13 protein-coding genes are annotated in these 15,107 nt (G+C 71.6%); 2 read left to right on the top strand and 11 right to left on the bottom strand.

Annotated features, from left to right (window positions below):
- Positions 1-34 precede the first annotated feature (34 nt).
- Positions 35-1,105, bottom strand: coding sequence for an inositol-3-phosphate synthase (locus OXG55_15190; GenBank protein MCY4104582.1), 1,071 nt, complete (start codon positions 1,103-1,105; stop codon positions 35-37).
- Between the two features lie 194 nt (positions 1,106-1,299).
- Here OXG55_15190 and OXG55_15185 point away from each other — a divergent pair, with 194 nt between their 5' ends.
- Positions 1,300-2,256, top strand: a complete 957-nt coding sequence (locus OXG55_15185) for a LysR family transcriptional regulator (GenBank protein MCY4104581.1) — start codon at positions 1,300-1,302, stop codon at positions 2,254-2,256.
- On the opposite strand, the gene OXG55_15180 is transcribed toward OXG55_15185, so the two are convergent.
- The 8 genes from OXG55_15180 to OXG55_15145 form a co-directional block, all read right to left on the bottom strand.
- Positions 2,228-3,079 carry a hypothetical protein gene (locus OXG55_15180; GenBank protein ID MCY4104580.1) on the bottom strand — a complete coding sequence of 284 codons (852 nt, stop codon included), beginning with the start codon at positions 3,077-3,079 and terminating at the stop codon, positions 2,228-2,230. The genes OXG55_15185 and OXG55_15180 overlap by 29 nt on opposite strands.
- Positions 3,080-3,124: 45 nt before the next feature.
- On the bottom strand, positions 3,125-4,852 hold the full coding sequence (gene lipA, locus OXG55_15175) for a lipoyl synthase (GenBank protein MCY4104579.1): 1,728 nt from the start codon (positions 4,850-4,852) through the stop codon (positions 3,125-3,127).
- An 11-nt stretch (positions 4,853-4,863) separates the two neighbouring features.
- A complete protein-coding gene (locus tag OXG55_15170) occupies positions 4,864-6,246 on the bottom strand; it encodes a dihydrolipoamide acetyltransferase family protein (protein MCY4104578.1) in 1,383 nt (460 codons plus the stop codon).
- A 61-nt stretch (positions 6,247-6,307) separates the two neighbouring features.
- Positions 6,308-7,702, bottom strand: a complete 1,395-nt coding sequence (gene lpdA, locus OXG55_15165; GenBank protein MCY4104577.1) for a dihydrolipoyl dehydrogenase — start codon at positions 7,700-7,702, stop codon at positions 6,308-6,310.
- 72 nt (positions 7,703-7,774) lie between these two features.
- Complete coding sequence (locus OXG55_15160) at positions 7,775-8,068, bottom strand: hypothetical protein (GenBank protein ID MCY4104576.1); 294 nt, start codon at positions 8,066-8,068, stop codon at positions 7,775-7,777.
- On the bottom strand, positions 8,065-8,292 hold the full coding sequence (locus tag OXG55_15155; protein ID MCY4104575.1) for a hypothetical protein: 228 nt from the start codon (positions 8,290-8,292) through the stop codon (positions 8,065-8,067). The genes OXG55_15160 and OXG55_15155 overlap by 4 nt, the downstream gene beginning before the upstream one ends.
- Positions 8,293-8,696: 404 nt before the next feature.
- Positions 8,697-8,825, bottom strand: coding sequence for a hypothetical protein (locus OXG55_15150; protein MCY4104574.1), 129 nt, complete (start codon positions 8,823-8,825; stop codon positions 8,697-8,699).
- Positions 8,826-9,151: 326 nt separating this feature from the next.
- Positions 9,152-10,405, bottom strand: coding sequence for a peptidoglycan DD-metalloendopeptidase family protein (locus tag OXG55_15145; protein MCY4104573.1), 1,254 nt, complete (start codon positions 10,403-10,405; stop codon positions 9,152-9,154).
- Positions 10,406-10,722: 317 nt separating this feature from the next.
- Here OXG55_15145 and OXG55_15140 point away from each other — a divergent pair, with 317 nt between their 5' ends.
- Positions 10,723-11,628: a TIGR01777 family oxidoreductase gene (locus OXG55_15140; protein ID MCY4104572.1), complete on the top strand. Its 906-nt coding sequence runs from the start codon at positions 10,723-10,725 to the stop codon at positions 11,626-11,628.
- Between the two features lie 168 nt (positions 11,629-11,796).
- Here OXG55_15140 and OXG55_15135 read toward each other — a convergent pair whose 3' ends face one another.
- Positions 11,797-14,076, bottom strand: a complete 2,280-nt coding sequence (locus OXG55_15135) for a bifunctional (p)ppGpp synthetase/guanosine-3',5'-bis(diphosphate) 3'-pyrophosphohydrolase (GenBank protein ID MCY4104571.1) — start codon at positions 14,074-14,076, stop codon at positions 11,797-11,799.
- Positions 14,077-14,290: 214 nt separating this feature from the next.
- The coding region (locus OXG55_15130; GenBank protein MCY4104570.1) for a Uma2 family endonuclease at positions 14,291-15,107 on the bottom strand (817 nt) is incomplete at its 5' end.

Raw genomic sequence — 15,107 nt, 5'->3', positions numbered from 1 at the left:
GGGCCGCCGGCCGGCGGCCCCGACCGGGCAGCGGTCACTCGTTGGCGATGAAGGCCTCGACGGCGTTGCGGGCGTCCTCGTCGCGCATCTGGCGCGGCGGCGACTTCATGAAGTAGGCGGAGGTCTCGTCGAGCGGGCCGCCGATGCCCCGGTCGAGGCCGAGGCGGGCACAGCGGATGGCGTCGATGACCACGCCGGCGGAGTTGGGGCTGTCCCACACCTCCAGCTTCAACTCCACGTTCAGCGGCACGTCACCGAAGGTCGTGCCCTCGATGCGGATGTGGCACCACTTGCGGTCCTCGAGCCAGGGCACGTGGTCGGAGGGACCCACGTGCACGTCGGAGCCGGCCAGTTCGGACTCCAGCTGGCTGGTCACGGCCTGGGTCTTGGAGATCTTCTTGGACTCCAGCCGGTCGCGCTCCAGCATGTTCAGGAAGTCGGTGTTGCCGCCGAAGTTGAGCTGGTAGGTGCGATCCACCTGCACGCCACGGTCCTGGAAGAGCCGGACCAGGTTGCGGTGCACGATGGTGGCGCCTACCTGAGACTTGATGTCGTCGCCCACGATCGGTACGCCGCGGCGGCGGAAGCGCTCGGCCCACGACTCGTCGCCGGCGATGAAGACCGGCATGCAGTTGACCAGCGCGCAGCCGGCCTCGAGCGCCTGCTCCGCGTAGAAGCGGGCCGCCTGCTCGGATCCCACCGGAAGGTACGAGACGAGCACGTGCGTGTCGGTGTCGCGCAGCACCTGGGCGACGTCGACCGGCGCCTGGGGCGACTCCACGATGACGCCGGCGAGGTAGCGCCCGATGCCGTCGAGGGTGGGGCCGCGCTGCACGGTCACCCCGGAGGTGGGCACGTCGCAGAACGCCACGGTGTTGTTCTGGCCACCCCCGATGGCCTTGGCGAGATCCTCGCCGACCTTGGCGGCGTCGACATCGAAGGCGGCGGTGAAGCGAACATCGCCGATGGCGTAGCCGCCGAGCACCGGGTGCATCAGGCCGGGGATCTCCTCGTCCGCGCCGGCGTTGCGGTAGTATTCGACACCCTGCACGAGCGACGAGGCGCAGTTGCCGACACCGGCGATAGCCACGTTGATCTGTGCCATGGTTTCCCTCCTTGCGGCGCCCGCCACCGTTGTGGTGGCGCCGGCGGTTCGGTTGCGAATCGGCCGCGGACCCGGTGCTGGGTGGATCGATGTCTCGATTCCGGCGTGCCCGATCCCTCGTTGCCAGCCACAATATATTCGATTTTCGGAACGGTGCAACTGCTTCGATAGGCAATTGGTTATAGGATTCTCCCATGGCCCCGTCTGCGCGGCGGCGACATCCCGGCGCCAACCCCAAAGATCATCCCGGAGATGAGCAGGTGCCCCTGAACGTCAGCACCCGCGCCCTCGCCTACCTCCAGAAGGTGGCGGAACTGTCCTCCTTCACCGAGGCCGCTCGCACCTTCGGGATCAGCCAGCCGGCACTGTCGCAGAGCCTCTCGCAGCTGGAGCAGCGTCTGGGGGTCGTGCTGTTCGAGCAGGACGGGCGGCGGCGGCGCCTCACCGAGGCCGGGCGGATGGTGGCGGATTTCGCCGACGAGGTACTCGGGCGCACCGGCGAGTTGGAGACGTGGATCCGGTCGCAGCAGCACGGCGACGCCGGCAGGCTGCGCATCGGCCTGACCGACGCGGCCACCCTGTACCTGCTCCCGGACGCCTTGATGATCTTCCGCGAGACGCACCCGGGCACCGAGATGCGACTCGTCGTGGACTCCACCTCGGCTCTCTGCGACCTGCTGGCGCGCTACGACCTGGACCTGGTCTTCGCCGTCGGCCCCCCGCCGGAGGGGCTCGTCGGCGAGGTGCTGGGAACCGAGGAGCTGCACGTCTACGCCCGCCGGGGCGACGGGACGGCCTCCCCCGACGCCGCCGAGGTCGAGTGGGCGCTGCCGCCGGAGGGGTCGCGCACGCGGGCGCTCATCGAAGCCGGCCTGGCGGAGCGAGGCCTCGAAGCGGTCGTGACCCTCACCTCCCAGAATCCCGACGTGCTGCGCCAGGTGGCGGCGGTGGGCCTGGCGTGGACGGTGCTTCCCGAGGCGGTGGGCGGGAACGATCCCGAACTCGTCGACGTCTTGGGCGAGGCCGTGGCGCACCGGCCGCTGGCCATGATGCGCCGGGAGTCGGCTCCCGATGACGCCCGCGTGGCCGCGCTCAGTCGCCTCGCCAGGGACATGGTCCGACTTACGGGCGCAGCGACACTCGCGCGATGAGGTCCATCCCGAAGGCGGTCATGATGGCCAGGTACAGCAGACCGGTGCCGGCCATCACCGCGGCGTAGCGCCGGATCCGCAACGCCGCCTCGGTGGCGCCCAGCAGCACCGCGCTCCCGGCTGCGCACATCACCCAGTACCAGCCCAGCAGGCCGCCGAACCCGTCGTCGACGGCGCCGCTGAGGATCGAGGCCACGCCGGTGGGCCACAGCAGCACCACCGTCTCGGCCACCCAGATGACCATGCTCCAGCGCACGAGCTGCACGAGGGGGGCGCGGCGCAGGCCGGGCTGCACGAGGCACCAGTGCCCGAGCAGCATGGCGTCGGAGACCGCCCCGAAGAAGAGCGCTCCGACGACCACCCGGGCCACCGACAGCGCCAGCGGCCCTCCCGCCGCCACACCCCCGGCGACCACCCCCGCGAACGCCACCAGCGGGGCCGCGAGGTCCAGCGCCGGCGGGAATCCCGGACCCTCCGCCGGGGCGGGCTCGCCGGCGGGGCGGCCGAGCATCGCCGCCACCCTCCTGCGGCGCCGCAGGCCGTCGGCGGTCTGCGCCGAGGGCGTCGCGGCGCGGCGCCGGTAGGCCACGACGAGCACCCCCAGGGCGACGGCGGCGGCCACCAGGGCGGCCACGTCGCGGACCGGCCGGAACCCGGCGGCCGCGCCGACGATGCCGGCGAGCGCGGCCAGAGCCGCGTACACCGATCGCAGCAGCCAGCCGTAGCCCGGCCCGACCTCGCGCCGGCGCGTGGTCACCCACCCGAACAGCAGGCCGCCCGCAGCCCACTGCAGCAGGACGGTTGCGGCGTGAACCTCGCTCACGGCAGGGCCGGCAGCCGTGTGGGCCTGGGCGCTCCCGCCGACGCCTCAGGCACCGTCGGCGGCCGCGCCGACCGAGCGGGCCGCGCCGGCGGCGTGGTAGCTCGAGCGCGTCAGCGGGCTCGACTCGACGTGGCCGATGCCCAACTCCCGGCCGATCCTCCCCAGCGCCTCGAAGTCCTCCGGCGGCCACCATCGATCCACGGGCAGGTGGGCACTGGAGGGGCGCAGGTACTGCCCGATGGTGACGATGTCGCAACCGACCCCCGCCAGGTCGCCCAGCGCCTCGGCCACCTCGCCGGCGGTCTCGCCCAGACCCACCATGATGGAGGACTTGGTCACCAGGCCGGCATCCTTCGCCCTCGCCAGCACCGCCAGGCTGCGGGCGTAGCCGGCGGAGGGACGCACCAGCCGCTGCAGCCGAGCCACCGTCTCGATGTTGTGGTTCAGCACGTCGGGGCGTTCGTCGAAGATCACCGAGAGCGCCGCGGGGTCACCCTTGCAGTCCGGGATGAGGACCTCGACGGTCACCGAGGGGCACAGTCGCCGGATCGCTCGGATGCAGGCCGCGAAGTGCGCCGCGCCGCCGTCGGGCACGTCGTCGCGGGCCACGGCGGTGACGACGGCATGCTCGAGGCTCATGCGGGCGACTGCGGCGGCGACCCTCTCGGGTTCGGCGGGATCGAGGGGTTCGGGCCGGCGGGTGTCGATGAGGCAGAAGCCGCAGGCCCGGGTGCAGCGCTCGCCGCCCAGCATGAACGTGGCCGTCCCCTGTTCCCAGCACTCGTAGATGTTCGGGCAGCCGGCCTCCTCGCAGACGGTCACCAGGTCCAGGTCGCGCATGACCGATTTGATCCGGCGGAACTCCGGACCGGCGCGCGCCACCACCCGCAGCCAGGACGGCTTGCGGCCACCGGCGACGGGAGTCTCCGGCGCCCGGGTCACCGCCGTGACCGGAATCGCCGCCGATTGCGGTCGCCCGGGATCGGGAACCGCCGCAGCAGGAACCGCGCCCGCGGGTTCCGCAGATGCTGCGACGAGGCGCCGGCTGCCGGCAGCGGAAACGTCGGCCCGGTCCCACCCGGCCGTGCCCCAGAGCTGGGCGGCTCGCGCCGCGGTGGCTTCGACGACCTCGGGCATCGTGACAGCCACACCTTCGGCCACCAGCGACGTGACCGGGTGTTCGCGGATCCCGCACGGAACGATCCGGCCGAACCAGTCCAGGTCGGGTTCCACGTTCAGGGCGAACCCGTGCAAGGTGCGTCCCCGCCGCACGCGCACGCCGATGGCGGCGATCTTGCGGGGCCGCACCCCGCCAGCGTCGAGCCAGACCCCACGGTGACGCTCGAGCCGTCCCGCGCCACCGAGACCCAGGTCGCTGAGGACCTCGATCAGCAGGTCCTCGAGGCTCTCCACGTACGCCGCGGCCGCGCCGAGCCCACCGGCGCGGGGACCGCCCAGGGTCAGGATCGGGTAGCCGACGAGTTGTCCGGGACCGTGATAGGTGACGTCACCACCCCGGTCGGTGCGGCAGAGCTCGGCGCCGGCGGCCGCGGGATCCATCAGCACGTGCGCCGCCGGGGCCCGCGGGCCCATCGTGACGACGTGCGGATGCTCGAGCAGCAGCAGGTGGTTGCGCGAGCTGTGGGTGGCCAGACCCCGCTGCAGCGCCCAGGCCTCGTCGTAGCCGACCCTGCCGAGCCAGCGAACGGCCAGGTGCCGGGGAGCCACGACCCCGGCGGTGCGCCGCGCGGGCGCCGGGCGACTCGCAGCCACCTCCGGCGCCACTACAGGATCTCGGCTTCCCAGTCCCGCGTCTGGATGATGTGGCGCAGGCGATCCAGGAAGGCGGCCACATAGGCGCCGTCGAAGGCCCGATGGTCCCAGGCCAGCGCCAGCACGCCGACCGAATGGACGGCGATGGCCTCGTCGCCCCGCTCGCCGGTCACCACGACCGGACGCCGCTTGATCCCGTCGGTGGACAGGATCGCCACCTGCGGCTGGTTGATGATCGGGAACTGCATGAGGGTGCCGTACTGGCCGGGATTGGTGATGGTGAAGGTTCCCCCGGTCACCTCGGCGGCCGAGAGTTCCTTGCGGCGGGCGCGGGCGGCCAGGTCCACGACCTCGCGGGCGATGGCCCGCAGGCGCTTGGTCCCCGCGTCCCGAACGACCGGGGCGAGCAGCCCCTGGAAGTCGAGGTCCACGGCCACCGCCAGGTGCACGCTGCGATGCACTACCAGGTCGGTCCCGTCGATGCTGGCGTTGATGTGCGGAAAGTCGGCAATGGCGTCGCAGGCCGCCCGGGCGATGAACGGCAGGTAGGTGAGGCTGAAGCCCTCCTGGGAGCGCCAGGCGGCCCGGGCCTTGCGGCGAACCTCCTCGACGCCCTCGAAGTCGACCTCGACCGCGGTCAATACGTGCGGCGAGGTGGCCTTGGAGGCCACCATGTGCCGGCCGATCGTCTTGCGGATGCTGCTGAGCGGGATGACCAGCGGCTCGCCGGGTTCAGCGTCGCCGTCTTCGGGCGGCCCCGGCGCGGCCGCCGCGGCCGGCTGCGGGGCGGGCGTCGCGGGAGCGCTCCGGCTCTCACGGATGACGCGCTCCACATCCGCCCGGGTGACGCGGCCGCCCACGCCGCTGCCCTCGATGCCGGCGACGTCGATGCCGTGCTCGTTGACGAGCCTGCGCACCACCGGCGACAGCAGCCGCGGCTGGGACCGCTCCCCGCCGTCGGGCTCAGGAGACGGTTCGGGCTCGGGCGGCGCGGGGGCCGGCTCCGGCTCGGGGGCGGGGGTGGGCGCGGGCGGTGGCGTCACGGCCGCAGGCGGCTCAGAGGCCGGCTCGGGCTCGGGAGTGGCCGGCGGCGCGGGGGCCGGCTCGGGCTCGGGAGTGGCCGGCGGCGCGGGGGCCGGGGTGGGCGCGGGGGCATCCGCGCTGTCGGATATGACCGCCAGCAGCGCGCCCACCTCCACCGTCTCCCCCTCCGGCACCACGACCTGCGTCAGGACTCCCGACGCCGGTGACGGCACCTCGGAATCCACCTTGTCCGTGGAGATCTCGAAGAGCGGCTCGTCGCGATCCACCTGGTCGCCGACCTGCTTGATCCAGCGAATGATGGTGCCCTCGGTCACCGTCTCGCCCAGTTGCGGAAGAACCACGTCGGCCATTGCGCCCGTCCTTGTGCTCTCTGTCCTGTCGCCGTCCCCGACCCTGGGTGATCCCGGCCCGCTAACCGTGCAGCGACCGGCCCGTCAGCGACAGCACCGTCTCGCCGAACAGTTCGCTGAGGGTGGGGTGCGGTTGGATGAGGCTCGCCACGTCGGCCACCGTCGCCTCCCAGTTCACCGCCAGGTACCCCTGTCCAAGTTGCTCGGTGGCCCACGGTCCGACGAGGTGCACACCCAGCAGCCGGCCGGCGCCACCGTCGGGGTTGCGCTCGGCCACCACCTTCACGAACCCGTCGGTGTCGCCCACGATCATCGCCCGGCCGTTGGCGGCGTAGCGGTGCTTGGAGACGACCACGTCCAGCCCGGCGTCGGCGGCGTCCTGCTCGCTGAGCCCGGCGAAGGCCACCTCGGGGCGGCAGTAGATGCACCAGGGCACGTTGCCGTAGTCCACCGGCGCCGGCTCCTCGCCCAGCAGGTGCTGTACGGCGAGAATGCCCTCGGCGAAACCCACGTGCGCCAGCTGCGGCGTGGCGATCACGTCGCCGGTGGCGTAGACGCCGTCCTCGCCGGTGCGACAGTACTCGTCGACGGTCACGAAGCCCCGCTCGTCGACCGCCACGGCGGTGCCCGCCAGACCCAGACCCTCTGTGACGGGTCTGCGCCCGACGCTCACCACAACGAGGTCGGCGCGCACCTCGTCGCCGTCGCCGTAGCGCACGGCCATCGAGTCGCCGTCCGGCTCGGCGCCGGCCACGCTGACACCGGTATGTACCTTCATGCCCCGGCGTTTGAAGGACCGCTCGACCTGCTTGCTCACGTCGGCGTCGGCGCCGGCCAGCAGCCGCGGCAGGACCTCCAGCAGCGTCACCTGGCTGCCCATGTCGCACAGCATCGAGGCGAACTCGCAACCGATGGCGCCGCCTCCGATGACGACGGCGGTGCCCGGCACGGACTCGATCGACAGCAGCTCGTCGGAGGTCACCACCCGCTCGCCGTCGACGGTGAACCCGGGAAGCGCCCGCGGCACCGAGCCGGTCGCCAGGATCACGTGACCGCCGCTGAGCGCGATGCTCTCGGCGCCGCCGGTCACCGTCACCGTGCGGCCCGCCCCCAAGGAGCCGCTGCCGTCGTAGACGGTCACCTTGCGGCTGCCGAGCAACTTGGCCAGCCCGCCGGTGAGGCGGTCGATGATGCCCTGCTTGCGGCTCTGCGCCACGGACATGTCCAGGGTTGGCGCAGACGTGCCCACACCGAACTCGCCGGCGTGGCCCACCGCCTGGTAGACGGCAGCCGTCTCCAGCAGCTCCTTTGCGGGTATGCAGCCCACGTGCAGGCACGTTCCGCCCAGCTTGGACCGCTCCACGAGGCCCACGTCCAGCCCGGCGCTCGCTGCATACAGCGCCGAGGCGTAACCAGCCGGGCCGCCGCCCACCACGATCAGGTCGTGCGACGTCACGCGCTCAGCCTACCGGTCGCCCCGCAGCCGGTCCCCGAGACGCGGATCTCGAGGACCCCGAGCCGTCTTCAACTAGGGGTCTATCCCACCCAGTGATCTCTCGGAAGACCTGGTGCCGTACTTCTGCTGGGCAGCCTGCTTCGAGACGCCCAGTTCGGCGCCGATCTGCGACCAGCTGAAGCCCGCCTCCCTCGCCTTGGCCACCAAGGTGGCCAGTTCGTGGTTCGTCCGATCGCGCAGGGCCGCCAACTCGGCGATCACCTCGAGCGCCTGCGGCTCGGCTCTTCGGAGCGTTTCGGGCTGGACTCGTTCGGCCCAACGCTCCAGAGCAGCCGCTCGATCCTCTCGCGGGTTCATGTCCTTCATGGTCTCTCCAGGAACTTGGGGCGTGCGTTCATTGCGTGGATGATCGCCACGCCTTGCGCGTCGAAGACGACACCGATCTCCAGCATCTGCGCACTCCGCGAGGGGCCGATGAACATGGTGACCGCCGGATCGTCTGTCTCGAACGCGTCCACGGCGTTCCGCAGCGCGTGCAGCATGTCCTCCCCGGCAACGCCATGCTTTCGAGCGCTCGCCTCGATTTCCACTCCGCGAGACTACCGTCAGCCGGGAAGAGCGTCAATACCCATTGACGCTCTCGGTGCCGGACAGGTCTGCCGGCAAGGACGGATAGGGGCACGATCCGAGCGTCCGGTCCGCATTGAGGTGATCGCAACCAACCTTGGGCGTCCCGAAGTGCCCTGAGCTTGCACTTGGCCTTGTACTCGTGCGCACCCGCTCCGGCAGCGACTCGAACCGACTCGACTCGACTGCCGAATCGGCCAGGCGGCGGACGCGAACCATCAGATCGACCGCACACCGGTACTGATCGGCCTTCTTGCGGTCGATGATCGCCGACGCGGCCGACCCGTATCGCACCCGGGCCACCGGCGGGGGATCGAGGAGTCCAGCAGCGACCGCTTGGGCGAAGGCCTTCGGCCGGCGGGGGCTGCTACCAGCCGTTCGCGGCCCGGTCAATGAGCAGGTCAACGAGCCTGAAGAACCCGTAGACGACGACCGGGAAGCAGGCGACGTCCCACACGACCTTACCGAAGGGGGGGAGGGCGTCGCGTCCGCGCATCCCGGCGGGAGCGTAGTACTCCCACTGCGATGGCGTCCAACGGATGGCTCTCTTCGCGGGCCCGGGCGAGCGTCAGCCACGTCTGCGCCCGGCAGCCGTAGTCGCCGGCCGCGTCCCAGGCGTCGTCAACGACTCCCTCGAACAGCAGGATGTCCACCAGCGCCACGGCAGCCTCGGGCGCGACAGGCGGCAGCGCTCCGACTGCGGCAGGATCTCGTCGCGCCAGAGCCCGGAGACCACCGCTCCGCCCACCTGCCGGTCCATATCGCCACTTTCGGTGCCCCAACCCCGAGCTGCCGACGCGGCGCCGCGGCGTCGAAGGCTGGCTACGGCAGGTACGTCCGGGGGTTCACCGGGGCGCCGTCGATGCGCACCTCGAAATGCAGGTGAGGGCCCTGGGAGAAGCCGCTGTTGCCCACGTAGCCCAGCACCTGGCCGATGGACACGGTCTGGCCCGGCGAGACAGCGAAGCCCTGCATGTGGCCGTAGAGGGTCGTCATCCCGCCTCCATGGTCCACGATGACGGTGTTGCCGTAGCCGCCGATCCAGCCCGCGTAGTCCACGCGGCCCGACTCCGCGGAGTGGATCGGGTCGCCGTGGGCGGCGGCGATGTCGATCCCCTCGTGCATCCGCCCCCAGCGGGGGCCGTACTCGGAGCTCACCTGGTCGACCAGCGGCCAGCGCACCGCGCTGGGCGGGATGATGACTCCGACGGCGGGGCAGTCGATCCAGGAGCCGTCGCTGTCCAGGGGCCGGCGGGGGTTGTCGAAACAGATCCCGCGGCGGCGGTCCCGCTCGGCGGCCTCGAGTTCGATCTCGGCGACCCGCGCGGCCATGATCGCCGCGACCTCGGCCTGGGCCGCCTCGAGCGCCTCGATCTCGTCGTGCAGTCGGCGGATCCGTGCCTGCAACTCGGCGTGCAGCGCCGCCTGCCGGTCACGGTTGCGACTGTTCTCGGCGAGGATCTCGCCCTCCCGTTGGGCCAGCGCGTCCATGGTGAGCTGCAGGGCATCCAGGGTCTCACGGCGCTCGCCGATCTCGGCGACGGCGTCGTCGAGGCTCTCCACCAGTTCCTTGTCGTGCTCCCCCACCATGGTCAGCAGAACGTGGCGGTTCTCCAGATCGTGGACGTCGCTCACCTGCCACGACAGGGCGGTGCGGTGCTGGGTGGAATAGACGTACATGTTGACGAGCCGCTCGGCCGCCAGCCTGCGCCGGGCCGCGAGCGCGGTCTCGGCGCGCTCCAGCGCTCTCTCGGCGTCCGCGAGGAGGTCGGCGGTACGGGCCTGTGCTGCGGTGATCTCCGCCAAGCGGGCCTCGGAGAGCGCGATCGACTCGGCCGTGCGCGCCAGCTCGGCCTCGAGTTGCGCCGTCGAGAGCTCCAGATCGGCGATCTCGGTGCCGAGGAGGCCCTGCTCGGCGCCGATCTGGTCGAGTTCCGACCTCGAGCGGTTCAGCGACTCGTCGCCGGCGAGCCGGTCCTGCAGGTACTGGTGGTCAGCGGAGTCCTGGGCCTGGGCAGGCAACGAGAGCAGGAGGACAAGCAGGCAGGCGACGAGAAGCCGCGCGCGTCGTGACATGTGTCGTTCGGGCCCTCAATCCACTCGCCATTGGCAACATTAGCCCCATTGGTGTCCAGCAACAACAGGCGAACGGGGGGATACCCGACCGAGCGTGCAGCGCGCGGGAGCGCGCGTGCCCCCGGAGCGGGGCATCCGGCGGCATCCCGCCGACAGGAGACTCAGCGGACGAGCACCTGGAAAGCGAACGCGGCCAGGATCGCCAAGCCGCATAGCAGGCTCAAAGCGATCAGCATCCGCGTGCTCACCGCGGCGACGCTAGCGGCCGGCCAGGACCTAGCGTGGACCATGCAACAGCCGCCGCTCTGGGAGGTGTCGTGAACCGGTCAGCCAGCGGGCCTGTCGTGATCGCGGGGTCGAGCGGCCTCATCGGTCAAGCCTTGATCGCCGAACTCCGCCTCCGGGGCGCGACGGTGCTGCGGCTGGTGCGTCGCCCGGCTGCCGCCGACGACGAGATCACATGGGATCCGGCCGCCGGTGACCTCGACGCCACCGCCCTGGAGGGTGCCGGGGCGGTGGTCAACCTGGCGGGCGCGGGCATCGGCGACCGCCGCTGGAGCGCCGGCCGTAAGCAGGTGCTGCGCGACAGCCGCACCCGAAGCGCCGCGCTGCTCGCTGCGGTCGTCTCGGAACTGTCGCGGCCGCCGGAGGTGATCCTCAGCGCCTCGGCCATCGGCGTCTACGGCGCGCGCGGCGACAGCGTCGTGACCGAGAGCGCCGGCCCGGGCCGGGGATTCCTCGCCGAGTTGTGCCAGGAGTGGGAGGCGGCGGCCCAGCCGGAGGCGGCCGTGCGCACGGTGCTGCTGCGCACCGGCGTGGTCCTGTCCGCCGACGGTCCGTTCCTCCGCCGGCAGTTGCCGCTGTTCAGGCTCGGCCTCGGCGGACGCCTGGGCCCCGCCGACCGCTCGGTGAGTTGGATCTCACTGACCGACACCGTCGCCGCCATCTGCCACCTCCTGGGAAGCGAGATCGCCGGTCCGGTCAACCTCACCGCACCCAACCCCGTCACCAACGCCGAGTTCACCCGCGCCCTGGGCCGCACACTCAACCGTCCGGCGGTCCTCCCCGTCCCCCTCCTCCTACCAAGCCTCCTGCTGGGCTCCGAAGCAGTAGCCGGCCTGACTCAAAGCGTCCGAGTGATCCCCGAAGCCCTCCTGGCAGACGGCTTCGAGTTCCAATACACCGAGGTCACCGAAGCGCTCTCAGCAGCACTCGAACGCTGAAGCGGCACCGTCCCAGCCGAGGACTGGATTCCGGCCTTCGCCGGAATGACGCGGGAGGGGAGGCAGACAACCGAGGGCGGGGGGTCGGGCTGCGACGCCTTTGGCCCGCCATGAAGGAGCAGAGCGGCACCCCGGACCCCCGCCCGGACAGCCGACAAGTGGCGGTATTCAGCCTCGGCCGCCTCCCGGCAGCACCCGGTAGGCGTCGTAGACGCTGTCGACGCGGCGCACCGTGTGCAGCACCGAGGAGAGCTGCACACTGTCGGAGAGCTCCAACTCGAAGCGCATGATCGAGGCGCCGTCGGCACCGGCGCGGGCGTTCACCGAGGTGATGTTGGCCTGCTGCTCGGACACCGCCACCGTCACGTCGCGCAGCAGGTGCGGCCGGTCGAGGGAGCGCACCTCGATGGCGGCGGTGAAGACCGTGGCGGCGCCTTCCTCCCATTCCACGTCGATGAGGCGGGCCGCCTCGCCGTCCCCGCCGAGCGCCGCCGCGTTGGCGCAGTCCGCCCGATGGATCGAGACCCCCCTGCCGCGGGTCACGAAGCCGATGATGTCGTCGGGCATCACCGGCGTGCAGCACTTGGCCAGACGCACCCACACGTCCCCGAGACCCTCCACGTGCACACCCGCCCCACCGGAGCGCTTCTGCGAGGAACGCCGGGGAGCCAGTGCGGTCGCCGAGACCCGCTCGGCGGGCTGGGAGCCTTCGGGGTCCTCGCCGCGCAGGCGGCGCGCCACGCGCTCGGTGACGGTGCGCGCCGACAGGTGGCGCTCGCCGACGCCCACGAAGAGCGCTTCGGTGTCGTCGTAGTTCAGGGCTCTGGCCACCTCGCGCAGCGTCTCGGAGCGGATGACCGGGGCGATCGGCAGCGATTCGCGACGCAACTCGGCGGTGATCTCGTCGCGCCCCCGGTTGAGCGCCTCGGTGCGGCGCTCCCGCGTCAGCCACTGGCGGATCCGCGAGCGCGCCCGGCTGGTGGCGACGAACTGCAGCCAGTCCTGTGACGGACCGGCGTCGGGATCCTTGGAGGTCATCACCTCCACGGTGTCGCCGGTGGAGAGCTTCGTGGTGAGCGCCACGAGACGGCCACCGACGCGGGCGCCGATGCAGCCGTGACCGACCTCGGTGTGGATGGCGTAGGCGAAGTCCACCGGGGTGGCGCCCACCGGCAGGGTCACCACGTCGCCCCGGGGCGTGAAGACGAACACCTCGTCCTGCTCGAACTCGGTCTTCAGGTTGCCGAGGAACTGCTCGGGGTCGTCGCTCTCCTCGGACCAGTCGATGATCCGGCTCAGCCAGGCCAGATCGCCGCCGCTCTCCTCCTTGTAGTCCCAGTGGGCGGCGACGCCGTGCTCGGCGCGGGTGTGCATCTCCCGGGTGCGGATCTGCACCTCCACCACCTTGCCCTGCGGTCCCACCACCGCTGTGTGCAGGCTCTGGTAGAGGTTGAATTTGGGCATGGCGATGTAGTCCTTGAAGCGCCCCTGGAGCGGCTTCCAGATGGCGTGGATGGCGCCGAGGGTGGCGTAGCAGTCCCGCACGTTGTCGGTGACGACCCGGATGCCCACCAGGTCGTAGATGTCGCTGAACTCGCGGTTCTTCAGCACCATCTTCTCGTAGATGCTCCAGAGGTGCTTGGGACGGCCCGTCACCTCGGCGCCGATGCCCAGTTCCAGCAGTCGCCCCTCCACGGTGACCAGCAGTTGTGCCAGGAACAGGTCGCGCTCGGGATCCTGCTCGGCGACCAGGTGGTCGATCTGGGCGTACCACTTGGGGTGGAGCGCGGCGAAGGCCAGGTCCTCCAGCCGGCTCTTGAGGTCCTGCATGCCGAGTCGGTGCGCCAGCGGGGCGTAGACGTCGAGGGTCTCCCTCGCCACCTGCTGCTGCTTGGACGGTGAGAGGGCGGCGAGAGTGGCCATGTTGTGCAGCCTGTCGGCCAGCTTGATGATGAGCACCCGTAGGTCCTTGGCCATCGCCACCAGCATCTTGCGCAGCGAGGCGGCCTGGTGGCGCTCCCGGGTCGTGAACTCGACCCGGTCCAGCTTGGTGACGCCGTCGACGATCTTGGCCACGTCGGAGCCGAAGTCGGCCTCCACGTCGGCGAGCGTGCGGTCGGTGTCCTCGATGACGTCGTGCAGCAGGGCTGCGGCCACACTTACGTCGTCGAGGCCCAGGCGGGCGACGATGCGCGCCACGCTGAGGGGGTGCTCCACGAACGGCTCGCCCGACTTGCGGCGCTGAGCCTGGTGGGCGCTGGCCGCCCAGGCGTAGGCCCGCTCGATCAGTTCGGTGCCGGCGCCGGGGTAGTGCGTCGTGTGCTCCACCAGGAGTGACGTGATCGGCCCGGCAGCAGGGTGTCCCCGCCAGGGCTGGAGCGTCCCCCAGAGGGAGGTGCCGACGTCCTCGGCGGCGGGTGGGGCGTCGGAGGTGACGCCGGTGCTCACGCTCTCAGCCCTGCGTTCGGCCTGCAGCCCACCCTGACAGCATCGCAGAGCGGGCGGGCGATCACTCGCCGGGTCTCCGGTCGGGGCTCCTCGAGACCGTCGAGGCGTGCGACCAGCCTCGATCCACCGTCGATGCTGCGGCAACCTTGCGGCCTCGCAGTGGACGTGCGCGTCCACACGCCACCGGGAACTCGGGAGTTCTCGCGGGTCGCCGCTATCGGGGCGTGTCGCCGTCCTGGTCGTTCAGCCGGGCGCGCAGGGCGGCCACCTCGGCCTCGGCGGCCTCGGCTCGATCTTCGGCGGCGCGGCGCGCGGCTTCGGCAGCGTCCCGCTCTTGGCGGGTCAGATCAAGGGCGTGTCGGTTCTCGTCGAGTGCGTGTCGGGTGTCTTCGGGGTCGGGCAGCCAGAGGCCGGTTCGGGGGTCGCGGAAGCGCAGGCGGCGCTCCTCGGCGTGCAGGTCCAAGCCGAGGACGCGGCTGCGGCCCCGGAGGCGGCCCTCGCCGTCGGGCGCCACCTCTACCGGCTCCCAGGCGTCGCCGACCCGGCGGTCTCCCTGCAGGGCGGGGGTGTGCAGGTCGCCGCCGGTGGGGTCGAAACGCCAGTACTCGCCGACGCCGACCTCCAGGTAGATGCCGGGCTTCTCCTCGCGGTCCCGCCTGTGGGTCCGCTGCGAGGCGACCTCGAGGACGAAGGACGGCGGCGCGCCCGCGTCCCAGATCCGGTAGCTGAAGTCCTCCTCGAGGGCCCGCGGGTCCACGCCGAAGCACACGAGCACGTCGGGTTCCACGAACGCGGCGCCCGGCGCCCGGCGGTAGTAGACGTTGAAGTCCTGGCCCACGAAGCAGTCCCGGCGCCCGGCGAAGTGCGCGCTCAGGGCGCCGTAGGCGAGGAACTGGGCACGCGCGTGGCGCGGCGCCTCACCCATCTCCGGGACCGTGGCCGGATACGCCACCGCCGGGTCCACCTCGGCCAGCACGCTCACCGTCGCCTCCCCTCCCGCGGCCCCGCCGCCTCGTCCCGACACGCCACGC

Source organism: bacterium (assembly GCA_026708055.1).
Lineage (GTDB): Bacteria > Actinomycetota > Acidimicrobiia > Acidimicrobiales > CATQHL01 > VXNF01.
Note: the sequence above shows the minus strand (reverse complement) of the source record. Positions and strands in the feature narration are given on the sequence as shown.